Here is a 23,305-nt window from a genome sequence, read left to right as displayed (position 1 = left end):
AGGTCCCGGGCTCGTAGGGACTTTCGTCGTCGAGCGCCGAGGCCGTCCCGGGCCCGAGGGCCCGCCGCGCGATTCGATTCGGCCTTTCCGCCGATGGCCTCCGATACTGCTCCGGTTATGGGAGGCGCGCCACAATGGAACTGTCGACAGAGCCGGCGACGAAGAGGCCGCCGCATCGACAGGAGTCGACCACAACGGCGTGGCGTGATTCGTCGGGGACGATCGGGTCGGGGATTGTGGACATATCGAACGACCCGTTTCGCGGCGCCCGCTGAGGCGCCCGCGAAACAGGTCGGGCGCCCGGTCATGGTCGTCCATCCGCAACCGCGCCACGCCAGGGCAGCACTGCCCGCCGGGTGCCGCCTTTCGTCACTCGCGGTGGCTACCTTCGCATCTGCCGGTGACGCGGCGGAGCGCGCGAGACTGAACCCACCAGCTCGGCAGATCGCCGGCATGTTTCGGAACGGGCCACCACCATGAGCGAATTCGGACCGCTGGACACGGGCTTCATGGAGTTGGAAGACAGCGACCGCCACGTCAACATCGCCATCGCCGCGATCGCGATCGTCGCCGGGCCGGTGCGCAGCCGCGAGCGGTTCGACGAGACCGTCACCCGGGCGCTGGGCCGCAACGCCCGCCTGCGCCGGCGGATGCGGCGCGCACCGCTGGACATCACGGCGCCGAGCTGGGAGGACGACCCGGACTTCCGGCTGTCGCGCCACGTCCGGTGGGCGGCGCTGCCCGGCCCCCGTGACGAGGAGGCCCTGCGCGAGCTGGTAGGGGAGGAGCTCGCCCGCCGACTCGATCGCGAACATCCGCTCTGGCAGGTCGTCGTGGTCGACAATCTCTCCGGGGACCGGTGGGCGGTGATCGTCAAGGCGCACCACAGCATGGTCGACGGGATCGCCGGCATCACGGTGTTCGAAGGTCTCTGCGACGAGGAGCCGGAGTCGCCGCCGCAGCTGCCGGTGCGGCCGCCGGACTTGGCTCCGAGCCTGCGGGCCACGGCGGGGACCGTGGTCCGATTGCCTTACACCGCTTCTCGTTTCGCTGTCCGCACGGTACGCACGCTGGTGCCGGTGCTGCGCGATACCGTGGTCCCCACATCGACGTCCTCCCTCAACGGCCCGCTGGGCCGCCGGCGCCGGTATGCGGTGGCACGGACATCGCTGGCGCAGCTGCACGAGGTCGGCGCGGCGTTCGACGCGACCGTCAACGACGTCGCGGTCGCCGCCCTCGCCGGGGCGTATCGACGCTTGCTGTGCGCGCGCGGCGAAGAACCGCAGGCGGATTCGGTGCGGATCGTGATACCGGTGTCGATGCGCTCGGCCGAGGCGAAATACGCGATGGACAACCGGGTTTCGGTCGTCATCGCCGCCCTGCCGGTCGACATCGCCGATCCGGTGCACCGCCTGCAGACGGTGCACGAGCGCATCGCCCGCCACCGCGCCCGGGGTGAGGCGGAGGCGGAAGCGTCGCTGCTGACGTTGGCCGGCCGGCTTCCCGCGGGTGTGGCGGCGTGGGCTTTCCGGCTGGCCACCCGGTTCCCGCAACGCGGAATCAGCGCGCTCGCGACCAACGTCCCGGGCCCCCGCCATCGGCTGAGCATCGCCGGCGGCGAGGTCGAGCAGGTCTGGCCCGGCATTCCGGTGGCCATGCGGCTACGCACCACGGTCGCGATGCTGAGCTACGCCGGTCAATTCACCTTCGGAATCACCGGCGACTACGACACCACGCCCGATATCGAGCTGATCCCGGCGGCGGTCACCGACGAGATCGAGACGCTGCTGGCCCGCGCTCGCGCCAACTCCTGAACCAGTGCCACACCACGCCTACGGCTTGTCGAGTCGCAGGACGACGTGGACGACGTCGTCGTCGCGATGGGCCGACATCGGCAGGTCGATGTCCATCAGCAACTGCATCATCTTCGAGTTCGTGGCCATGATGTCGCCCGCGAGCCGGCCGATGCCATGCCGCCGTGCGTCCTCGGCCAACCGCGTGAGCAGCGCGGTGCCGACCCCGGACTGCTGATCCTCGTGGGCCACGACCATCGCAACCTCGGCGCAGTCGGTGTCGGGCAGCACGACATAGTTCGCCACACCGATCAGCCGGTCCTCGATGAACGCGCCGAAAGCGCAGTGCTTCGGGTCGTTCATCGAGACGGCGGCGGCCAGATCTCCGAGATGTTTCGGCCGCGCGCCGAAGAAGCGGTAGTAACCGTCGCGTCGGCTCAGCGTCGCGTGCAGGTCCCGGACCGCATCGCAATCGCCGGGAGTGAGGCGGCGGTAGGTGACATCGGTGAGGTCGATGGTCGGCTCCACTGTCATGAAGGCACCCGTCCGCTCGTGCGCCGATAGCCGCGCAGCGCGGCCTCGATAGTCTCGTCCACCGGTGTGGTGGTGTCCAGTACCACCGCACCGGGCCACGGGTCGCGATCCGCGGCCATCGCCGCCGCGACGGTAGGGGTGGCGTCGGATTCGGATCCGGTGCGCGCCGCGATCCGCGCGGCGGCCACGGATGCCGGTGCGCTACAACAGAGTTCGACAAGGTCGGCGCGGGTGTCGGTCGCGAGCCGCGACGCGCGGCGTCGTTGCGCATCATCGATCCAGCTGGCGTCCAGAACGACCGAGCGGCCGGCGGCGAGCAGGGTCTGCGCCTCGGCGCACATGACCGCGTAGACGTGATCGCGGGCCGCGGGAGTGTAGGCGCCGTGGTCGTATTCGCCGGTCGGGCCGTCCAGCACGCCTTCGGCGCGCGCCACGACGCGAATGTGGTCGCTGGACAACAGGATCGCGCCGGTAGCGGCGGCCAGGCGACGGGCGATCGTCGACTTGCCGGTGCCCGGCAGGCCACCGACCAGCACGAGGCGCACCGCGCCGGCGGCGAGGTGTCGCAGGGCGACCTCGACGTGCCGCACCGCACCGGCCGCCGCTCGCCGTTCCCCCTGCCCGTACCGCACGCAGTCGACCTTCGCGCGCACCGCCGCCCGATAGGCGATGTAGTGGTGGTACAGCGAGTCCGGCGCCGGGTCGCCGGTCGCTTCGAGATACTCCTCGACGACCGTCCGGCCGAGGTCCGGGTACCCGAGGCGTTCGAGATCCATGGCCAGAAAGCAGATGTCGTCGAGCCGATCGACGTGGCGGAGTTCGTCGTCGAAGTCGAGGCAGTCGATGACCCGCACGCCGTCGTCGGTGACGAAGATGTCGTCGGCACGCAGATCGCCGTGGCCGTCGACGATGCGCCCGGTGGCGATGCGCTTGTCGAACAGCGCCTTGCGTCCGTCGAGGTAGCGCATCGCCCGTTCGGTCAGCTCCCGCACCGCAGCCGGTTCGATCGGGGGATGGGTCATCCCGGCCAGCAACGACTTCCAGCGCTCCCGAACGGCCGCGACCGTCGCCGCGCGGTCGATCGCCACGCCGGTCGGCGCCCGGTCGTGCCAGGCGGCCACATCGCGAACCAGTACCGACAGGATGTCGCGGGCGACGGCCGGATCGTCGAGGCGGCGCGACAACCGGGCGGCATCGGGGAGCCGGCGCATCAGCAGCACGGGTTCGTCCGCATCCCGCGTCGGATCGGACAGGTACCCGATGCCGATGTACACATCGGGAGCGAACCGCCGATTGAGCTCGAGTTCGCGCCGGCACGCGGCTTCGCGCGCGGTCCGCGTGGAGAAGTCGAGAAAGTCGGTCCGCACCGGCTTCTTGATCTTGTAGGCCCGGTCGCCGAACAGCACCACCACCGCCGAATGCGTTTCGGCGAGCGCAGCGAAGGGTTCGTTGGTCTCCATCGGTACCAGCGTCGCCGATGACCGGAGAATTCGTGATGGACCAAAGTCACCGGAGTGTGGACCGTGCGGCCCGTGGTGTGCCGATGTGTTCGAGGCCGGTGGACGGGCGGGGACGGGCGGTACGGGAAACGTCCGGTCATGGTCGTGTGCGGGCGGCCGGCGACCCGCGGAAGTGGGTGCGGAACCAGTCGCGGGCCAGTTCGGCCACGGCTTCCAGCGCGCCTGGCTCGGCGAACAGGTGGGTGGCGCCGGGCACGATCTCGACGCGTGTCTCGCACGCCATCGCTCGCTGGGCGAACCGGTTCAGTTCGATCACCGCCGGGTCGTTTCCGCCCACGATCAACAGGGTCGGCGCTCGCACGGCGGTCAGAAAGAGGTCGGCGAGGTCGGGCCGGCCGCCGCGGGAGACGACGGCGGCGATCTTCAGTTCCGGATCGGCGGCCGCCCGCAGCGCGGCAGCGGCCCCGGTGCTGGCGCCGAAGTACCCGATCGGGAGGTCGTCGGCGTAGTGCATCCCGGCGAGCCACCGCGTGACACCCGCCAGCCGATTCGCCAGCAGACCGATAGCGAAGACATTGGCGCGCTCGAGCTCTTCGGCGGGGGTGAGCAGGTCGAACAGCAGCGTTCCGAGTCCGGCCCGCCGCAGCGAGGTGGCGACGAATCGGTTGCGCGGACTGTGCCTGCTGCTGCCGCTGCCGTGGGCGAAGACGACCATGCCCGTCGCCGCTTCCGGAACCGTCAGATGGCCGCTCAGTTCGGCCTCTCCGACGGTGATGGTGACCTCGTCGTCGACCAGCGGCGAAGCGCCGGACGCGGCGACTCGGGGGCGTTCGCGGGCGGCGAGAGCTGCCCGGTCGAGCAGATCGACGACTTCGTCGTCGCTCGTCTGTCCGAAGTGCCGGTACCACTGGCCGACCGCGTCGAAGAGCAGTGGCGTTTTCAGGCAGACGATGTCGTCGGCTTCCGGCCGCAGCGACGCCAGCGCCTCGCGTGCGGCGACGGGAGTGGCCAGGACGATACGGGCGGCGCCGCGCGCACGGGCCACGCGGCAGGCGGCGCGGGCGGTGGCCCCCGTCGCGATGCCGTCGTCGACCAGCACCACGGTCCGCCCCCGCAACGACGGTCCGGCGCGCCCCCGCCGGTACCTGGCCACCCGACGCGACAGCTCCGCACGTTCGTGCCGCTGCACGGCATCGATGTCGTCGTCGGACAGCCCGGTGCGGCGCACGACCAGGGTGTTGAGTACGCGCGTGTCGTCCTCACCGACGGCGCCGAAGGCGAGTTCGGGCTGATAGGGAACGCCCAGCTTGCGGATCACCAGGACATCCAGCGGTGCGCGCAATGCGCGTGACACTTCGAAGGCGACCGGAACTCCGCCGCGCGGCAGGCCCAGTACGACGACGTCGGTGTCACGCAGCTCGATCAGACGCGTCGCGAGCCGGCTGCCCGCGTCGACGCGATCACGAAACACCATCCACTGCCTCCTGCCTGGCCCCTGCGACCCCCGCGGGCAGCCCGCGTGCGGCTCGGCGCGGCCCGCGCCTAGCGCTGGGGCGACCACCGGACCTCGGCGCGGAGTCCGAGCGGGGGCCTGCCGATCTCACCGACCGGGGCGCCGGTGTGTTCATCGGTTCTCATACGGCCACTATCCGCGTTCTCCGGCCACGCCGAATCGTGCCGAAGGCTCCGATGCGTGGGACGTTGGTCAGTTTCTTCGGCGAACGGAAATCCCTGCTCGCGCTAGCGAAGGGTCGGCGCCGCCGAGGTGTGGAGGAAGGCCACCAGTTCGTCGGTGGCGCGACGGGGTTCGGGGATATTCCTGATGATCCAGTTGGGTGAGGGAGTGGCCGACGGCCGTGCGATGGGCGATGCCGCACAGCGAGCGATCCCACTCAGGGGCGGGGAAGGGTACCGATGGGGGTGCGTTCGGGCATCGCGGTGTGCGCCGCGCGGGCCAGCGGTCGCACCAGCTCGGCGAAGCGTTCGGCCGACGCGGCCCCGACCGCCCGCCACGGTCGTGCGGCCACATCGTCGGTGCGGCTTTCGATCTCGTCGAATCCTGCACGCCCGGCAGCCGTGGGCCGTCCGTCGGTGTCGAGCCAGCCCCGCTCGGTGAGGCCCGCGAGCGCGCGATCCCACTGCTCGTCGTCCCAGCCGCGAGCCGGTTGCAGAACGTCGCGCCCGGAATCGGTGGCGGCGCGCCAGGCCAGACTCTGACATCCGGTCAGGCCGGCGGCGGTCAGCGCCGCGACGTGGCCGTCCCCCCGGTGCTCGCGCAGCACCGTGCAGGCATGCCACAGGATCGACAGCGGGTCCTCGGGCCATGCCAGGTCGGCATTGGCGGCGGCGAGGGGTTTGCCTTCGAGCTCGATCGCCGTCGCGACCCGCCGGGCCAGTTCGGCCGCCTCGGCGTACTCGGCGTCGCTGCCGCCGAGCCGCAGCAGCGCCGCGCGGGCGCCGGCGGAGCGGGCCGCGAGGACGCGCTGCGGCGTCGCCAGCTCCCACACCCCCGGCAGCGCCCGGGCCACCATAGTGGGGGAGAAGCCGAAGAAGGTCGCTGTCACGACGCCGGGTCCGACCGGCCCGAACGGCGCCGAGCGACCGCCGAAGTATCCGCGCCAGAAGCCGCGCAGACCCGCCTGCTCGAAGGCGGCCCGGCTTTCCGGGGCGAAGTAGGTCACCGCGTGGATCGGCTCGAACAACGTCCACATCTCGCGTGCTGAAATCACCCGCACCCCTTGTCTGTTCGCATCCTCCGGCAAGTGGATCACCTCGATCCTAGGCATCCGGGGCGAACCCGCCGTCGACGACGGGTGGCCCCGTCATGGCCGCGTTGCCCTCGCGCAAACGGGTGCGCCGCCGGTGTAGTGCGGCCGCGAGCGGGTAGCCGCCGGGAGTGCGTAATCGAAGGGGCGCGGTGGCAGCGGGCGGCGAGACGCCGCTTCGGGAACCGGCCACCGAGATGTGAACCGAGGAGGGCTGATGCGGACGGTGACGTCCATGCCGCAGCGGATCTCACCGTGGACGAACAGGTGTGGATCCCGATGCCGGACGCGGTCCGGGATTTCGAATTCGACGGATTCGAGGGCGAACAGCGTACGTTCTCGCGGAACGGGAGGGTGATTCCTCGTGACCATGTGTGACCTGGAACCGGTAGAACCGGTGAATCACGCGAAACCGAGCCTGCGCAGCCGCATGTTGATAGCCGGAATGCGAATGACGCACGCGGACAAGACCTTTGCCGACGCGGATGCGCTGCGGGAGAGTATCCCCAGGGGCCAGCGGCCCGACCGGGACCGCCCGCCGGCCGAATTGCACACCCACTATTGGGTGACCCGCCGGAACATGCGGGGCCGGCCCGTGTACACCATCCGGCCGCTCGAGGGCGGCACCTCCCGCCATGTGCTCTACCTGCACGGTGGCGCTTACGTCCACCAGATCCAGCACGACCACTGGAAGTTCCTGGCCCGCTTGGTCGACCGGACCGGGTGCACGGTCACCGTGCCGCTCTACCCACTGGCCCCCGCGCACCACGGTGACGACACGGTGGCGATGGTGCGCGCCGTGCACGACGAGGTCTTCGCGCACATCGCGTCGGAGAACAAGGTGTTCATGGGTGATTCCGCCGGTGCCGCGCTGGCGCTGGTGCTGGCGCGCGAGCTCGGGGCGACGGGCGCGGTGACGCCCAAGGAGGTCGTGATGATCTCCCCGTGGCTCGATGTCACCATGACCGATCCCATGGCCCGGGCTCTCGATCCGTGCGATCCCTATCTCGGCGTCGAGGGACTGGCCGAGGCCGGTCGCCTGTACGCCGGCGACCTCGACCGGCGTGATCCGATGATCAGTCCGCTGAATGCGCCCGCCGCGACACCCGGGCGACTCAGTCTGTTCATCGGCACCCGCGACCTCCTGCTGGCCGATGCCCGGCGTTTCCGGGCGCGGTGCGTGCGTGAGGGTGTCGATCTCGGTTACTTCGAATATCCGGGAATGTTCCACGCGTGGCATCTCTCGGAGGTTCCCGAGGCCCGGCACGCGATGCGCCGGCTGGTGCGGCTCGTACAGCGCCCGGCGCCCCGGAGCGACACCGGAAATTCGGTGTACGCGCCGACGGGGCACCTTTCGACAAGAGGAAGCGTGTGAGAGCGGATCCGGTCGCCGAGTACGAACGCCGCGTCGACGCCTCGCATTCGAGTTCGGCGAAGTGGACCGGGCGCAGCATTCACCGCCGGCGCGCGGTGCCGACGACCAGCGGCACGATGGTCGGCATCAGTGTCGGCATCCGGGTGTGTGCGATGTCCTCGATATCGAAATCCGCTGCCGCGAGCAGGCTTTCGAAGTCCCGATTGGCGTGGCAGCCGTCCGCGAGGCGTCGTTGCAGCGGTGTCAGCACGTCCTGGACGCCGGCGCGCAGGCCGGTGCCGCGGACGTGTTCGTGGAACAGGAATCGTCCGCCGGGACGCAGGACGCGATGCACTTCGCGCAGCGCCCTGGCCGGATCGCGCACCGAACAGAACACCAGCGACGCGGTGACCGTGTCGAAACTGGCCGTCGGGAAGTCCAGCCGGTGCGCGTCGCCGTCCACGACGGTGACGGGCCCGGCGACGGTGTCGGCGCGGGCTGTCAATCGGGCGCGCAGTGCCGGATTCGGTTCGAGCAGGACGAGTTCGTCCAGGCCGTCCGGGTAATGCGAGACGGACAGTCCGTCGCCGGCGCCGATTTCGAGGGTGCGACCGGAGGCGCGGCTGAGCTGGGCCCGGCGCAGATCGGCCTGTCCGGCACGTTCGACCCGAGACATGAAGCCCGGATACCAGCTGGCGAAGAAGCGTTGGCCGAGAGTTGCTGTGGTCATGGGAACGAGTGTGGCGGGCGGCGGCCCTTCGCGTCATGGCCCGTTCGGGCCATAATCGATGCCGGATGATGCGCCGGCCTCGTCGGCCGCCGCGCGAGAGGTGGCAGCATGGTGCGCGCCGAGGAGCAGGTGATCCACCGGGTGCGGACCGGCGGCGGCGAGGTCGCGTGTTCGGTGGTCGGTAGCGGTCCCGCGCTGCTGATCGGCGGGTGGTGGTGCAGCCACCTGGTCCTCAACTGGAAGGATCCGCTGTTCCGGGCCTTCATGTCCCGGCTGGCCACTCGGTTCACCGTCATCCGGTACGACCAGCCCGGGCGCGGCATGTCCGCGACCGCGGCGCCGGTCGATCCGGACGGCGAAATCGCCGTGACCGCGGACATCGTGGATGCGCTGGGGTTCGAACGCGTCGCGGTGCTGGGCGCGTCGTCGGGTTCGGCGGTCGCCGCCGGACTCGCGGCCCGGCTGCCCCGGCGGGTCCACCGGCTCGTCCTCTACGGGTCGTTCGCTCGCGGCGCGGACATCGCACCGGAGGGAGCGCGCCGCGCGCTGGTCGATGCGATTTCCGCGCACTGGGGCCTTGGCTCCCGATTGCTGGCCGATGTGTTCGTGCCCGGCGCCGACAGCGCCGAACGCGAACGGTTCGCCCGCTTCCAGCGGCTGTCCGCGACGGCCGAGCAGGCCGCGCAATCATTGTCCGCCACATACGAACTCGACGCCACCGAGTACCTGGCGGCCGTGACCGTCCCGACCACCGTGCTGCACCGCAAGGACGATCGCGCGGTGCCGTTCGCCCTCGGTGTCGACGTGGCCCGCCGCGTGCGCCGCGCGACCTTCGTCGAACTGTACGGCGAGGACCATTTCCCGTGGCGGGGTGACGCGCCCGCCGTCGCCGACGCGATCGCGCGCGGGCTGGGATATCCGGTGCGGTCCCAGCCGTTGCCTCCGGGCCCCGAAGCGGTGACCGAGCGCGAGCGCGAGATTCTGCGCCTCGTGGCCGAGGGGCTGACCGACGTGCAGATCGGCGAGCGGCTGACCTTGAGTCCCCATACCGTGCACCGGCACGTCGCCAACGCGCGCACCAAGCTGGGTGTCCGCTCCCGCGCCGCCGCCTCGGCGGCCATCCGAACGGATCGTCCCGACCGCACCTCCTGATCGCGTCGCGCGCCCGTGTTCAGCGCGCGACACCGGGTAGCCCGACAGTGCCGGCCGCTCGGACGGCACCGAAGAGGGCCTGGTGATCCGCGATGCCGGCGAACGGCGACGGTCTGAGCTGGGTCCGCATCCCGATCGGCGGCTGGCAGATCATCAGCCCCTGGGCCGTCAGTGACCGGCGACCGCACGCCGCGGCGGCCCACCATCGAGACGCGACAGCGCCGGGCCGCCGGAGCGTGAACCGTTCCCGTCGGCACGGCCCGCGTATGGATATCGGCGAGCGGGGTAGTCGCCGCCATGACCGACAACTATCCCGCGTCGTCGCTGGAATGGAGTTGATATGCGTTTCGATCCGATGCGTGCGGCGGCACGCGTGCTGATGGGTTCCACCTACGCGGTGCTCGGCGTGGACGCGTTGCGCGAGCCCGGACCTCGGCCGGAGGCGGCGGCGCCGACCCTCGCCGCAGTGCGCTCGGTGGTGCCGCTGCCCGAGGACGACACGCTGCTGGTACAGATCAACGCGGGCGTCCAGGTGGCCGGTGGCGTGTTGCTGGCACTGGGCAGACTGCCCCGCCTGTCGGCGCTGGCTCTGGTCGCCTCGATGGTGCCGACAACGATTGCGGGACATGCTTTCTGGGCGATCGACGACCCCGTCGCGCGGAAGCCACAACAGGTGCAGTTCCACAAGAACATGGCGATGATCGGCGGGCTGCTGTTCGTCGCCTCGGAGAAGCGGGGCGGTTGACCGCCGCTGCCGCGGCTACGGCTGCATCTGCGCGATCGAGTCCTCCGGTGTGCTCCACACCCCGTCGCGCAGCGTGTCCAGAATGCGGGTCAGCAGTCGTGACACGTGCATCTGGGACACCCCGAAGTGTTCGGCGATCTCCGATTGCGTTTTCGATTCGAAGAATCGCAGGATCAGGATGTCGCGGTCGCGCTGCGGCAGCTCGGCGATGAGCGGCCGGACCGCGGCGGCCTGCTCGAGCAGTTCGTAGCAGGGTTCGTCGACGCCCAGCGCGGCGGCCGCCGCGGACGGTGTGTCGTCGCGGTCGGTGCGGGCGGCGTCGAGGGAGTCGCACTGGTAGACGTTGGCGGCGACGAGCGCCTGGGTGATGTCGATGATGTCGACGTCCAGCTCGGCGGCCAGTTCCCGGGCGTTGGGCGCACGGCCCAGGCGCTGGGTGAGCGGATCGCCGGCCTTCACGATCCGGTGGCGCAGTTCCTTGTAGCGGCGGGGTACGCGGGCCGCCCAGGTGTGGTCGCGGAAATGTTTGCGTACCTCGCCCATGATCGTGGGGACGGCGAACCCGAGGAACGGCGCGCCACGGCCCGGATCGAAGCGGTCGACGGCGAGGACCAGGCCCATGCGGGCGGTCTGCAGCAGGTCGTCGTAGGCCTCGCCGCGGTTGAGGTAGCGGCGTGCGATGTGCTCGGCCAGCGGCAGACACAGTTCGATGATGTGTTCGCGCAGTGCCCGCCGGTGCGGGTCGGTGGCGTCGAGGTCGGCGAGTTTGTCGAACCACGGTTCGATGTTGTCGTAGCTGTCGCTACGCGACCGGGCGCCTCCGGTCCGGTGTGTTCGTGCGGGATGTGTCATTCGGGCCACTCCGTTTCCGTCGTATGCGACGACATGGAGCGAGCACCTCGATCACGCAAGCTCATCGGTCTTGCGCCTGCGCACGGATGTTCGCATTCGGCTATCGTTCGCCTCGGCCTGCGCCGGAGTTCGAAACAGGTTGGCGCGCAACGCATCCGTGTGGTGCACAATCGAACGCCGGGGGCGGGCGGATGCGCGCCGTTCGCGTACCGGACCGATCCTACGGACCGCCCGGTTCCATCGGTCGAGAACCGGACAGGATCCGGTATCGGTTGGGCCACGGATCGGATGCCGCCGCGCATCGTGCCGTCACGGCTGTCTCAGCCGCCACGTTCAGCATGCATCGTCGCAGGTGAGGGGCATGCCGGGCCGGGGAGTAGGCTGCGGTCATGGTCGCCAGCGGGCACGAGGACGGCGTCGAACGGGTGGTGGGCGCCGGTGACCCGCAGGGCGTCGGTCGGTTCCGATTCTGGTTCGCCGAGCAACGATGGGAGTGGTCGGAGGAGGTCGCCAGGATGCACGGTTACGCGCCCGGGCAGATCGAACCGACCACCGAGCTGTTGCTCGAGCACAAACATCCTGACGACCGCGATCGGGTCGAGGCCACCATCGTCACCTCGGTCGAAGATCACGCACCGTTCTCCAGCAGGCATCGCATCGTCGACACCGGCGGCACGGTCCACGATGTGCTGGTGGTGTCGGAGCCGATGCTCGACGCGTCGGGCGAGGTGATCGGCACGCAGGGCTACTACGTGGATCTCACCGACTCGGTCGACCGGCAGCGCCGGCTACTTCTCGAGGAGGAGTTGCCCGCCGTGATCGAGCGCCGGGCGGCGATCGAACAGGCCAAGGGGATCCTGATGTTCGTCTACCGGATCTCGGCGGAGCAGGCGTTCCGGGTGCTGGCGTGGCGATCCCAGGAAACCAACGTCAAGTTGCAGGAATTGGCCGCGCACCTCGTCGATGAGCTCGACAGTATGCCCCCGGTGCCCGCGCCGACGCGGACCCGTCTCGATCACCTCCTGCTGACGCTGCGCCGCCGGGACGTGGACGAGCGGTAGCCCGTGCGCCCGGGCCTGCTCGGACGGCCGGTTCGGGGTGGTTCGTCGGATGAGCACGATGCCGTAGTACGTGGGCCGGTCGGGGTGGAGGCGGTGCTGAAGGTGGTGGCGTCGAGGTCGTACATGGTGAAGGTGCCGTCGAGATCGAAGTGGGCGAAACGCGGCATCGGCTGTGTCTACAGCAGCGCGCATTCCAGCAGCAGGAACAGCGGACGAGTGAAATGTTCGTCCCACCAGGTATTTTCGCGCCGTTGCTGGTCGGAGGGCCGCGGTTCGCGCACAGCGGTGATCGCGAATCCGGCGGTGGTGAGCATTCCGATCGTCGCTTCCAGTGAGTACAGCGCCTGCACCGATGCGGCGGGGGAGCGAGTGCCCGCGACCTCGAACCGCTGTCGCACCGTGCGGCCGGCGAAATACTCGTCGACCGTGAAACCTGTTCCGGCGCCGGTGCGTTCGCCGCGGGCGACATAGAAGCAAGGATGCGTCGTCAGCATCACCAGCCGTCCGGACGGGCGCAGGATCCGGGCGAATTCGTTGAAGCGCCGCCCGGGCTCGGACAGTCCCTGCGGCAGTCGGTTGGCCACCACCAGATCGACGCTGCCGTCGGCCAGCGGCAGCGCGGCCACGTCGGCCTGCCGGAATCGCGCGCGGGCCGGATCGTGTGCCGGATGGCTCGTGGCGGCCGCGACGAATTCGGCGCAGGTGTCGACGCCGTGGACGAAACCGGCACCGCGCGCGAGCAATTCGCGGACCAGGTAGCCTTCACCGCAGCCGGCGTCCAGGATGTGCAGGCCGGTGCAGTCGCCGATGAGTGCGAGTAGTGCCGGGTCGGTGAGGCCGCTGCGGTACGGGTCGAGGTCGTCGCGCACGATGCGAATCCAGAACTCGGCGTTGGCCGCGTACGCGTCCGAGATGGGCTCGTCTCCCAGCACATTCGCTCCCAGCTGCGATCGGGACGGCCGCCGCGCCGGGCGGCGGAATTCGGTACCGAAGTGTAGACCGTGGCGCCGGGACATCGCGCGCGGAACACCATCGCCAAACAATGGTCGTTTTGATAGCATTTCCGAAGCCGGTATTCGCCGGAAATGCGGATTCGGGGCGGCGAGATGCGGCCCGGGATTCATGGCCGGGTGGGTCTGCGCATCGGCCGGAAGGGGTCGGTCATGGCTCGAATAACGCCCGCGGAAAAGTCGGAGTGGTCGCCGGATCTGGTCGATTTCATCGGAGAATTTCGCTCCTCCGTGCTCGGCGACACCCCGGCCGACACGCACCCCGCCGGGGCCAACCTGCTCGGCACGCTCGCACGATATCCCGCGCTGGCCAAGGCATTCCTGAGCTTCAACGGTCATCTGCTGTACGGATCCACACTCGGCGATCGGCAGCGCGAACTGCTGATCCTGCGCGTCGCCGCCGTCCGGCGGTGTGATTACGAATGGGCCCAGCACGCCATTCTCGCCGAAATAGCCGGGATGCCGGAAGTGGAAATAAAGAGAGTCGCGGCGGCGGAGCCGGACGACGAATGGGCGACGGCCGACAAAACGTTGCTGATCGCCACCGACGAATTACTGTCCGACGGTGCGGTCGGCGCCCGAACCTGGGAGATTCTCGCCGCCGAATTCGAGCAGAATCAGCTCATGGATATCGTATTCACCGTCGGGACCTACGATATGTTGGCGATGGCTCTGCGATCCTTCGGCGTGGAACCCGAGGACGACCTGAAGCCCCATCTGCCGCGGCATCGGTAACCGCGCGTCCTGCCGGAACCTGCGGGCGCCGGGCCGGAGTCGGCGCTGCGGAGGCCGGACACTCGCCCCGGCCTGCACGCGACCCGCCTCAGGTGTTGCGGCCGCCGTTCACGCCGATCACCTGCCCGGTGATATAGCCGGCCTCCTCGCTCACCAGGAATGCGCAGGCGGCGGCGATATCCGCCGGCAGCCCGATCCGCCCGACGGGAGTAGCGTCGACCTGCTTGTCCACATCGATGAAGCCACGGTCGGCGGTCGCCCGCATCATGGGCGTATCGATGAAACCCGGCGGAATCGTGTTGACCGTGACGCCTTTTCGCGCGAACTCCAGCGCGAGCACCTTCGTCAGCCCCAGCACCCCGGACTTCGAGGACACATATGCTGCCATCCCCGCCGCGCCGCTGTGAATACTCGACGAGGAGATGTTCACGATCCGCCCCCAGCCCTGCTCGACCATATCGGGCAGCACGGCCTGGCAGCAGTCGAACGTGCCGGTGAGGTTGACCGCCAGCACCCGCGCCCACTGCTGTGCGGTGATGTCGAGAAACGGCCCGGAGGTGGTGATTCCGGCACTGTTGACCAGAATCGAGGGCCGTCCCAGCTCGGCCCGCACCCGCTGCACCCCGGTATCGATGGCGGCGCGGTCGGATACGTCCACCGCCACTCCGATCGCCTTACCACCGGCCTCCCCGATCTCCCTCGCCGCGAGTTCGGCCGCCGCGCCGTCGAGGTCGAACACCGCCACCGGCGAGCCGTCGGCGGCCAGGCGTCGTGCGATCGCGCCGCCGATCCCGGACGCGCCGCCCGTCACGATCGCTGTGCGCCCGTTCATTTGATCGACTCCTGCCCGACCAGGGTGGAGCGGTGCATACGGCGCGGTTGCGATCGATCGAACGGGCAGGCCCGATGCACCAGACCGGTGTTGTCCCAGATCACCATGTCGCCCACCGACCACCGATGCGACAGCACCCGGTCCGGGGCGGTCGCCCGCGCCAGCAGATCGTCCAGTAGCGCGCGGCCCTCGTCTCTATCCATGCCGACCACACGATCCGCCGATGCGCCGAAAACCAGTGAGCGGCGGCCGGATTCGTGAGTCCACACCAGCGGATGTTCCCGTCCGCCGCGACGTGCCCACTCCTCGAGCTGTTCCGGTGTCGGATCCGCATACGTCAGCCGCTGGATGGCTTCGAAGCTGTGCCACACCCGTAACCCTTCGAATCGCCGCTTCTCCTCCTCGGACAATTCGTCATAGGCGACGTAGGTGCTCGCGAACGCGGTTTCACCGCCCGTCTCGGTCACCACGTGGGCGCTCATGATGGACGCCTTCGCCGGCACCTCGTCCATGAAACCGTCCAGGTGCCAGTAGTCGTTGCTGGCGAAGTACTCCACGTTGGGGTTGTCCGGGTCGAAGCTGATCTCCATCACATCCGGGTTGGGGTACAGCGGAAACTGCACCAGCTCACCGAGTTTGCGGCAGAACGCGGCCTGCGTCTCGTCGTCGGCGTGCAATCGCGGGAACAGCAGCACACCATGCTCCTCGAGCGCGGCCAGGCACGCCTGCGGCAGGTCGTCGTCGCCGCGCAGCCGGTCGAGGTCGACATCGTCGACCCGCACGCCGACCGTTTCACTGAGTTCGGTGGTGGTGATCGCCGGCATCGGATGCTCCTGTCTGTCGATGCTGCGCGGCTGAGGTCAGCCGGGAATGCTGCGGGGCCGTGGGGGGCGGGGTGCGTCTCACGCTCCGTCCTCGGGCGCGTATCCCAGGATCGCCTTCGTCTCGAGGTACTCCTCGAAACCGTATGCGCCCCATTCCCGTCCGTTGCCGCTCTTGCGGTAGCCGCCGAAGGGGCAGGCGAAGTCGAAACCGTCGTTGATGGCCACCGATCCGGCGCGGATGCGGCGAGCGACCGCGCGGGCCTGGTCGAGGTCGGCTCCGGCGACGAAGCCGGCCAGACCGTATTCGGTGTCGTTGGCGATCTCGATCGCGTGATCGAGGTCGTCGTAGCCGAGAATGGTCAGGACCGGCCCGAAGATCTCCTCGCGGGCGATCGTCATATCGTTGCCGACATCGGCGAAAACCGTTGGCTTGACATAGAATCCGACCTCGACCCCGTCCGGCCGGCCGATGCCGCCGGTGACCAGGGTGGCGCCCTCCTCGATGCCCTTGCGGATGAGTGCCTGGATCTTGTCGAACTGGGCGCCCGACACCACCGGGCCCATGGCGACCTCGCCGGTCGGATCGCCGACGGTGATGCCGGCGGCGGCCTCGCGTGCGGCGTCTATCGCCTCGTCCATGCGGGCGGCGGGGACCAGCATTCGCGATCCGGCGCTGCAGGTCTGGCCGGAATTGTTCATCATCGTCACGACGCCCTTGGCGACGTTGGCGGCGAAATCGGCGTCGTCGAGCACGATGTTCGGGCTCTTGCCGCCGAGCTCCTGGGTGACCCGCTTGACCGTGGGCGCGGCATTGCGGGCGATATCGACACCGGCCCGGGTGGAACCGGTGAACGAGATCATGTCGATATCGGGATGGCCCGACAGTGGCACCCCCACGCCCGGCCCGTCGCCCTGGACCAGGTTGAACACCCCGGCGGGCACACCGGCCGCATCGAGGATCTCGGCGAAGATCTGCCCGTTGAACGGCGACTGCTCCGACGGCTTCAAGATGACGGTGCACCCGGTGGCCAGTGCCGGAAACACCTTGACCGCAATCTGATTCAGCGGCCAGTTCCACGGTGTGATCAGTCCGCACACGCCGATCGGTTCCTTGACCACCAGCGAGGCGCCGTGGCGCTGCTCGAAGCGGTAGTCGGCGAGTGCGGCGATCGCGGTGTCGAGATGCCCGGCGCCCAGATCGACCTGGAAACCGCCGGCGAGCGCGGCCGGTGCGCCCATCTCCTCGGTGAGCGCCGCCGCCAGATCGTCACGGCGGCGCTGATATTCGGCCGCGACGGCCCGCAACACCGTGAGCCGATCGGCGACGGTGGTCGCCGACCAGGTCCCGAACGCGGCCCGCGCCGCGGTTACGGCCCGATCCACGTCCTCGGCCGATCCGGCGGCGACCTTTCCGCAGACCTGCTCGGTCGCCGGGTTGATCACCTCGATGGTCTGGGCGGACGCGGGTTCGACCCACTGCCCGCCGATGTAGAACGTCAGATATTCACGCATGAGCCGCCTGTCCTTCTCTCCGGATGCGCTGTGGGGCAGAGGTTGTCGAGCATGGGCTACTGCATTCCTTCCGCGTACCAGGTGCGGAATTCGTCGTAGCTGGGCATCTCCTCCGAATTGGCTTTCGGATCGACGGCGACGTGTACGACCCCCGGCTTGCCGCTGGCATAGGCACGTTTGATCGCCGGTGCGATGTCCTCGTCGCGTTCGACGTATTCGCCATGGCACCCGAAACCCTCGGCCACCTTGTCCAGCCGGACCGCGGTACTCCAGTGCACGCCGGTTTCGAGCGACCCCTGGCCGAAGGTCCGTTTGTACACGCCGACCTCCAGACCCCACGCGTAGTCGACGCCGACCACACAGACCAGCGGCAGATTCAGGCGTGCGGCGGTTTCGAGTTCGGCGATCTGGAACTGGAACGAGGAGTCGCCGGTGACCAGCATGACCGGCCGTTTGCCGCCGTCGGCCACCGAGGCGCCGATGGCATACGGCAGCCCGGTGCCCAGATGCCCGAAGTTCTGATTCCACATCACGTCGTGCGGCTTGGCCTGCGAGTAGGTCCAGCCGAAAATCGTGGTGGCGCCGCCGTCCCGGGCCATGATGCCGTCGGCGGGAAACGCCTTGGTCGCCTCCACGATCAGGCGCGCCGGATGGACCGGGCTCATCCCGCTGGGCGCCGATTCGGCCAGTTCGGCCAGCCGGGCGGCATCCCGCTCGATCCAGCCCGCCAGCTCCGGTGACGGGGTGCGCGGACTGTCGCGCAGCGCCTCGACCAGCTGGGGGACCACCGCCCGCAGATCGCCGACCAGCGGCACGTCGATGGGACGGTTCACCCCGATGGCGGCCGGATCCTGTTCCACCAGAATCCATTTCCGCTCCGCCTCACCCGCGAGCCAGTGCCGGCCGCGGCCGTAGTGCACGGGTTCGCCGAGTTCGGTGCCGATGGCCAGGCACAGGTCCGACTGCACGACCGCCTCCACCGCCGAGGGGGAGAAACCGTAGGGAAAGGTGCGATCCTCGAGGCCCGGAATGTAGGAGGTGCCACCGGAGGTCTGGATCACCGGGGCGGCCATGAGTTCGGCGAGTCGGCGCACCGATTCCGCCGCCCGCGCGGTGTGCACCCCGTGCCCGATCAACAGGATCGGCTGCCGCGCGGCCCGGATGTGCTCGGCCGCCTCGGCGATGCGATCCGCGCCGGCGGTCTGGCCGACGAGGCGATACCGCTGCGGTGGCAGTGCCGGCGGCAGATCGAGCTCCTCCTCGATGACGTGCGAGGGATATTCGATGTACACCGGCCCCGGCGTGCCCGACAGCGCCTTGCGCAGGCCCTCACGGATGATCTCGTCGGTCTGATCCGCGTATTCGATACTGGCGCTGTACTTCACGGAATTCTCGACCAGACCGGTCTGCCGCACGAACTGGATCCGGCCGCGCCGCACCCGCTGCTCGGTGATCCGGGCCCGCTGCCCGCCCAGGAAGACGATCGGCGAATTCTCCACCTTCGCGCACATGATGGCGCCGGAAAGATTCGCGATACCGGGGCCCAGGGTGCCGATGCATACCGCGGCCTTCCCGGTCATCCGCGAGACGCCCTCGGCCATCATTCCGGCCGATTCCTCGTGATGCGGGGCCACCACCTTCCAGCCGCGCTCCTCGGCGCGGTGGAACAGGTGGACGAAATTGGGGTCCGGAATGCCGAAGATGGTGTCGATACCCTCGGCCTCGAAGAGTTCGAGAATCCGTTCGTAAACCTTCACTGCTGTTTCCCTTCGGTCGCCATCGCGAAAGTGCGGCCGATGTGATCGGCGTGCGCGCTCAGCGGCGGCAGGATCCACGAGTTGTCGGTGCTGCGGATGTCGTCGATGCGCGCGGCGACCTCGTCGACGGTCCAGGACGGCTGATACACCCCCGGGGTCTCGGCGATATAGGCCCGCGCCATCCGGCCCGCGATCGCGACCAGCAATTCGCCGCTGAGAGAACAGGATTCGTGTGCGAGATACGCGACCGCCGGGGCCACCAGTTCCGGGCGCATATCCGGATAGGCGGAGGTGTCGATGCCGTCGGCCATCCTGGTCAGCGCCGAGGGCACGATGATGTTGCAGCGCACCCCCACCTCGGCGCCCTCGAGGGCGACCACATTCGACAGCCCGATCATGCCCGCCTTCGACGCCGCGTAATTGGCGACCGACCGATTGCCGTACAGGCCGCCGATCGAGGAGGTCAGCACCACCCGGCCGTACCCGGCCTCGCTCATGACCGGGAAGGCCGCGCGCACGGTGTGGAAGCCGCCGCGCAGATGGACATCCAGCACGGCCTCGAAATCCTCGTAACTCAGTTCGGTCAGCGAGCCGTAGCGCACGGTGCCGGCGTTGTGGATCAGGATGTCGAGGCGTCCGAACCGGTCGAGCGCGGTGTCCACGATCGCCCGGCCGCCCTCCGGGGTGGCGACCGACGCGGTGCAGGCCACCGCCGTGCCGCCCGCGGCGGCGATTTCGGCGACCACTTCGGCGGCGACCCCGGCGTCGGGGTCCTCACCGCGCATACTGCCGCCGGGATCGTTGACCACCACGCGCGCGCCGCGCTCGGCGAGCAGCAGGGCATAGGCCCGGCCCAGGCCGCGCCCGGCGCCGGTGACCACCGCGACGCGATCGTCGAATCTCAATTCGGACAACGGGATATCCTCTCGCGCATCGTGTTCCGGGCCTAGGTGCTCAGCGTCAGGCCGTCCAGATCGCCGGCGGCACGCCAGGCCCGCAGCAGCTCCTCGAGCACGTAGAAACCACCCCAGAACGGGTCACCGAGGAACGAGCGGCCGTTCGGCTCACCCTCGCTGTTGTAGTAGCCGGGGGTGCACTCCGTGACGAAGGTGCTGTTGTCGACGGTGTGGGCCCGGATCGTCCGCACCCACGCCTCTTCGGCCGCCGCGGTCGGCTCCACGCGGGTCGCGCCGCGCGACTGCGCCTGCGCGATGATGTAGGCGATATGGTCGGCCTGCTGTTCGTACATCAGGGTGGTCGCCGCCGTGACCCCGCCCTGGATGAATCCGGTCGCGAAATGGTTCGGGAATCCGTGCGCCATGATCCCGTGCAGTGTGCGAAAACCGTTGCCCCAGTGCTCGTACAGCGATTTCCCGCCACGTCCCGCGAAGGGTGCGATGTCGAACTGGCGATCCAATGCGGTGGTGATCTCGAAACCGCTGGCGAAGACGATGCAGTCGACCTCGTATTCGACGCCGTGGGCGACGACGCCCGTGCGCGTGATCCGCTCGACGCCCTTGGTGTCGGAGACGTCGACCAGCGTCACATTGGGCCGGTTGAACGTCGGCAGGTAGTCGTCGTTGAACACCGGCCGCTTACACATGTTGCGGTAGTACGGCTTCAATTTCTCCGCGGTCTCGGGATCGGTGACGATCTCTTCCACGCGCCGGCGCAATCGCTCCATGGCACGGTAGTCCTCGATTTCCTTGAGCTCGAGGAATGTCGCCGGGTCGGCCAGCGCGGCCCAGCCGTCGGTGTCGTTCAATTTCGCGGCCAGATTGCGGGCGACCTCGGTCCAGCCGTCGCAGATCAGATCCGGTTCGCCGGGGGAGTAGAAGGCGAAGGCGGCGTTGTGGAAATTGCGCTGGCGTTCGGTGCGCCACCCCGGTCGCAGCGAGGCCACCCATTGCGGATCGGTCGGATGATTGTCGCGCTCGAAGATGTAGGACGGCGTGCGCTGGAAGACCGTCACATGTTTCGCGCCGCGCGCCAGATGCGGAATCACCTGCACCCCGCTGGCACCGGTGCCGATGACCGCGATCTTCTTGTCGCCGAGACGATCCAATCCGCCGTGCAGGTCACCGCCGGTGTAGTCGTAATCCCAGCGCGCGGTATGGAAGGTATGGCCCTCGAACTCGGTGATGCCGGGAATGCCGGGCAGTTTCGGCCGGTTGTAGGGCCCCTGGCACATGATCAGGAAGCGGGCACGGATGTCGTCGCCGCGGTTGGTGGCGATCCGCCAGCGCGCGATCTCCTCGTCCCATTCCAGAGCGCGCACCAGCGTGTGGAAGATGGCCTTGTCGTAGAGTCCGAAATGTTTACCGATGCGCTGGGCGTGCTCGAAGCATTCGTCGCCGTGGGAGAACTTCTCCTTCGGAATGAATCCGGTTTCCTCGAGCAGCGGCAGATAGCAGTAGGCGTCGGAGTCGACCTGGATGCCCGGATATCGGTTCCAGTACCACACGCCGCCGAAATCGCCGCCCAGTTCCACGATCCGGAAGTCGGTGACGCCGGCCTGCTGCAGCCGGTGAGCGGTGATGAGCCCCGCGAAACCCCCGCCCAGGATGACGACCTCGATATCGGCGTCGATCGGTGCGCGCGGGACGACCGGCAGGTGCGGGTCGGCCTCGTAGAAGTCCGCGAATTCGCCGGCCGCCTCGAGGTACTGCTGCTGTCCCTCTGGGCGTAGCCGCTTGTCGCGTTCGGCCAGATATTTCTGCCGCAGGGCCTCTCTGTCGACCTCGGGGGTCCGGGTAGGGGCGCAGGGTTTCATCGGAAATTCCTTGGGGGGTGAATTCGGGTCAGTCCAGATCGGCCGGCGCGCCGGTGCCCATGTACTTCGCGAGGTTGTGGTGCAGGTTGACGATCGTGCGCTCGCGGTACGGGTTGGGTTTCGGACCGGAGAATCCGCGCGATTTCATGCCCTGCTGGACGGCGGCCATATTGTCGAAATCCTGCGGCAGCACGGTCCGCCAGCCCGGGTCGCCGACCGGGGTGTAGATCCACTCGGTCTCCGGTTCCGCACCGGGCGGGAACAATTCGAAGACCGCGGCCTCGAAGATGCACTTGTCCGGGTCGTATCCATAGGGCCGGAATCGGTAGCACAGCATGTTGTTCAGCGCGTGCCCGATCTGGAAATTGGGGAAGATCTGCCAGGCGGTACCGCTTTTCGCGACGATGTCCGGATCCACGGCCGGCCACACCACGCCGCGTTCGGCGTCCTCTCTGCGGCAGGTGTCGAGCCAGTAGCGCATCACCTGGTCGGGCGGAGTGTCGGCGGGAAGTTCGTCGGCGAGGCGATTCGCGACCTCCACCATCGTCTCGGTGGTGTTGGTGTTGGCGTTCTCCCAGGTGAAATTCTGCAGTTGCGCGGTCGAGATCCGGGCGTCGGGACCGGCGCCGATCCGCAGTTTCCCCTGGTTCTCCTCCATCCCCTTCGGGGCGTCGTAGCCGATATTGCTGTGCCGGCCCTGGGCGCGGCCCCAGCCGAGGAAATTGCCGAAATTCATGAATTCCGGATGGGTGTAGGGGACGTGATAGGTCTCCATGAACGCCTCGAAGGCGACCTTCCAGTTGCAGTCGAAGGTCAGCCAGCGCCGCCAGCGGTACCGCATGTTCTCCAGATGGAACGGATCCAGCAGGGAGGCAGCGGGTTCCAGATAGTCGCGCAGTGGTTCGCAGCCGGTATCGAGATTGATCCAGACCCAGCCGGCCCAGGTGTCGACGCGCACGGGCGGCAAACCGTCGTTGCGTTCGGTCAGCCCACAGGTCCAGTCACCGCGTTCCGGCACGAAGGTGTTGCGGCCCTCGAGGTCGTAGCGCCAGCCGTGGAATCCGCAGACGAACTGTTTGCGCTGCCCGTGTGCGTCGTGGGCGCCGGGTGGGGTGTCGACCAGCCGGCGGCCGCGGTGCGCACACACGTTGTGGTAGGCGCGCACCGTATCCGGCGCCGTGCGCACGACGATGATCGAGTCGTCGAGGATGTCGTAGGTGAGGAAATCGCCGACGCGGGGCAGTTCCTCGACGCGGCACACCTGCTGCCACACCTTCGCCCACAGCTTGTCGCCCTCGGCGCGGGCGTACTCGGGACTGATGTAGGCGTCGACGCCGATCGTCATCGGCGTCGACAGGGGTTGCACCGCAGTCGATTCGGTGATGCTGTCGGCAGTTTCGGTCATGACTTCTCCTG

General features: G+C 68.7%; 20 protein-coding genes. 6 read left to right on the top strand and 14 right to left on the bottom strand.

What is annotated here, in order from left to right; translation table 11 throughout:
* Positions 1-476: 476 nt before the first annotated feature.
* Positions 477-1,814, top strand: a complete 1,338-nt coding sequence (locus NMI01S_RS29580; RefSeq protein WP_063001994.1) for a wax ester/triacylglycerol synthase family O-acyltransferase — start codon at positions 477-479, stop codon at positions 1,812-1,814.
* An 18-nt stretch (positions 1,815-1,832) separates the two neighbouring features.
* Here NMI01S_RS29580 and NMI01S_RS29575 read toward each other — a convergent pair whose 3' ends face one another.
* From NMI01S_RS29575 to NMI01S_RS29560, 4 genes are all read right to left on the bottom strand, one after another.
* Positions 1,833-2,327, bottom strand: coding sequence for a GNAT family N-acetyltransferase (locus tag NMI01S_RS29575; RefSeq protein ID WP_063920902.1), 495 nt, complete (start codon positions 2,325-2,327; stop codon positions 1,833-1,835).
* Positions 2,324-3,787: a bifunctional aminoglycoside phosphotransferase/ATP-binding protein gene (locus NMI01S_RS29570; RefSeq protein ID WP_063001992.1), complete on the bottom strand. Its 1,464-nt coding sequence runs from the start codon at positions 3,785-3,787 to the stop codon at positions 2,324-2,326. The genes NMI01S_RS29575 and NMI01S_RS29570 overlap by 4 nt, the downstream gene beginning before the upstream one ends.
* A 136-nt stretch (positions 3,788-3,923) precedes the next feature.
* Positions 3,924-5,261: a phosphoribosyltransferase family protein gene (locus tag NMI01S_RS29565; protein ID WP_063001991.1), complete on the bottom strand. Its 1,338-nt coding sequence runs from the start codon at positions 5,259-5,261 to the stop codon at positions 3,924-3,926.
* Positions 5,262-5,679: 418 nt separating this feature from the next.
* Positions 5,680-6,516, bottom strand: a complete 837-nt coding sequence (locus tag NMI01S_RS29560) for an SCO6745 family protein (RefSeq protein WP_245717083.1) — start codon at positions 6,514-6,516, stop codon at positions 5,680-5,682.
* A 487-nt stretch (positions 6,517-7,003) separates the two neighbouring features.
* Between NMI01S_RS29560 and NMI01S_RS29555 the strand changes: the two genes are divergently transcribed.
* Positions 7,004-7,927, top strand: a complete 924-nt coding sequence (locus NMI01S_RS29555; protein WP_218021152.1) for an alpha/beta hydrolase fold domain-containing protein — start codon at positions 7,004-7,006, stop codon at positions 7,925-7,927.
* A gap of 79 nt (positions 7,928-8,006) precedes the next feature.
* Here NMI01S_RS29555 and NMI01S_RS29550 read toward each other — a convergent pair whose 3' ends face one another.
* Positions 8,007-8,636 carry a class I SAM-dependent methyltransferase gene (locus NMI01S_RS29550; protein ID WP_063001989.1) on the bottom strand — a complete coding sequence of 210 codons (630 nt, stop codon included), beginning with the start codon at positions 8,634-8,636 and terminating at the stop codon, positions 8,007-8,009.
* Between the two features lie 108 nt (positions 8,637-8,744).
* Here NMI01S_RS29550 and NMI01S_RS29545 point away from each other — a divergent pair, with 108 nt between their 5' ends.
* Both NMI01S_RS29545 and NMI01S_RS29540 read left to right on the top strand, forming a co-directional pair.
* Positions 8,745-9,788 (top strand): alpha/beta fold hydrolase, encoded by a 1,044-nt coding sequence (locus NMI01S_RS29545; protein ID WP_063001988.1) that lies wholly within the window; start codon positions 8,745-8,747, stop codon positions 9,786-9,788.
* Between the two features lie 340 nt (positions 9,789-10,128).
* Positions 10,129-10,533 carry a DoxX family protein gene (locus tag NMI01S_RS29540; RefSeq protein ID WP_063001987.1) on the top strand — a complete coding sequence of 135 codons (405 nt, stop codon included), beginning with the start codon at positions 10,129-10,131 and terminating at the stop codon, positions 10,531-10,533.
* Positions 10,534-10,548: 15 nt separating this feature from the next.
* Here NMI01S_RS29540 and NMI01S_RS29535 read toward each other — a convergent pair whose 3' ends face one another.
* Complete coding sequence (locus tag NMI01S_RS29535; protein ID WP_063001986.1) at positions 10,549-11,385, bottom strand: RNA polymerase sigma factor SigF; 837 nt, start codon at positions 11,383-11,385, stop codon at positions 10,549-10,551.
* 389 nt (positions 11,386-11,774) lie between these two features.
* On the opposite strand from NMI01S_RS29535, the gene NMI01S_RS29530 reads away from it, so the two are divergent.
* The gene (locus NMI01S_RS29530) at positions 11,775-12,446 is read left to right on the top strand and encodes a PAS and ANTAR domain-containing protein (protein WP_063001985.1); all 672 of its coding nucleotides are present in this window, start codon (positions 11,775-11,777) and stop codon (positions 12,444-12,446) included.
* A gap of 176 nt (positions 12,447-12,622) precedes the next feature.
* Here the strand turns inward: NMI01S_RS29530 and NMI01S_RS29525 are convergent, their stop codons facing one another.
* On the bottom strand, positions 12,623-13,378 hold the full coding sequence (locus NMI01S_RS29525) for a class I SAM-dependent methyltransferase (protein WP_167669960.1): 756 nt from the start codon (positions 13,376-13,378) through the stop codon (positions 12,623-12,625).
* Between the two features lie 231 nt (positions 13,379-13,609).
* Between NMI01S_RS29525 and NMI01S_RS29520 the strand changes: the two genes are divergently transcribed.
* Positions 13,610-14,191, top strand: a complete 582-nt coding sequence (locus NMI01S_RS29520) for a carboxymuconolactone decarboxylase family protein (RefSeq protein WP_063002109.1) — start codon at positions 13,610-13,612, stop codon at positions 14,189-14,191.
* Between the two features lie 88 nt (positions 14,192-14,279).
* Here NMI01S_RS29520 and NMI01S_RS29515 read toward each other — a convergent pair whose 3' ends face one another.
* From NMI01S_RS29515 to NMI01S_RS29485, 7 genes are all read right to left on the bottom strand, one after another.
* On the bottom strand, positions 14,280-15,023 hold the full coding sequence (locus NMI01S_RS29515) for an SDR family NAD(P)-dependent oxidoreductase (RefSeq protein ID WP_063001984.1): 744 nt from the start codon (positions 15,021-15,023) through the stop codon (positions 14,280-14,282).
* Positions 15,020-15,847 (bottom strand): TauD/TfdA dioxygenase family protein, encoded by an 828-nt coding sequence (locus NMI01S_RS29510; RefSeq protein ID WP_063001983.1) that lies wholly within the window; start codon positions 15,845-15,847, stop codon positions 15,020-15,022. Before NMI01S_RS29510 ends, NMI01S_RS29515 begins: the two co-directional genes overlap by 4 nt.
* Positions 15,848-15,925: 78 nt before the next feature.
* Positions 15,926-17,359 (bottom strand): aldehyde dehydrogenase family protein, encoded by a 1,434-nt coding sequence (locus NMI01S_RS29505; protein WP_063001982.1) that lies wholly within the window; start codon positions 17,357-17,359, stop codon positions 15,926-15,928.
* A gap of 56 nt (positions 17,360-17,415) precedes the next feature.
* Positions 17,416-19,116 carry a thiamine pyrophosphate-binding protein gene (locus NMI01S_RS29500; protein WP_063001981.1) on the bottom strand — a complete coding sequence of 567 codons (1,701 nt, stop codon included), beginning with the start codon at positions 19,114-19,116 and terminating at the stop codon, positions 17,416-17,418.
* Positions 19,113-20,030: an SDR family NAD(P)-dependent oxidoreductase gene (locus NMI01S_RS29495; protein WP_063001980.1), complete on the bottom strand. Its 918-nt coding sequence runs from the start codon at positions 20,028-20,030 to the stop codon at positions 19,113-19,115. Before NMI01S_RS29495 ends, NMI01S_RS29500 begins: the two co-directional genes overlap by 4 nt.
* 32 nt (positions 20,031-20,062) lie before the next feature.
* On the bottom strand, positions 20,063-21,889 hold the full coding sequence (locus NMI01S_RS29490) for a flavin-containing monooxygenase (RefSeq protein ID WP_063001979.1): 1,827 nt from the start codon (positions 21,887-21,889) through the stop codon (positions 20,063-20,065).
* A 28-nt stretch (positions 21,890-21,917) separates the two neighbouring features.
* Positions 21,918-23,294, bottom strand: a complete 1,377-nt coding sequence (locus NMI01S_RS29485) for an aromatic ring-hydroxylating oxygenase subunit alpha (protein ID WP_063001978.1) — start codon at positions 23,292-23,294, stop codon at positions 21,918-21,920.
* Positions 23,295-23,305: the final 11 nt, after the last annotated feature.

Origin of the sequence: Nocardia mikamii NBRC 108933, assembly GCF_001613505.1 — a bacterium.
GTDB lineage: Bacteria > Actinomycetota > Actinomycetes > Mycobacteriales > Mycobacteriaceae > Nocardia > Nocardia mikamii.
This window is presented reverse-complemented; position numbering and strand designations above follow the sequence as displayed.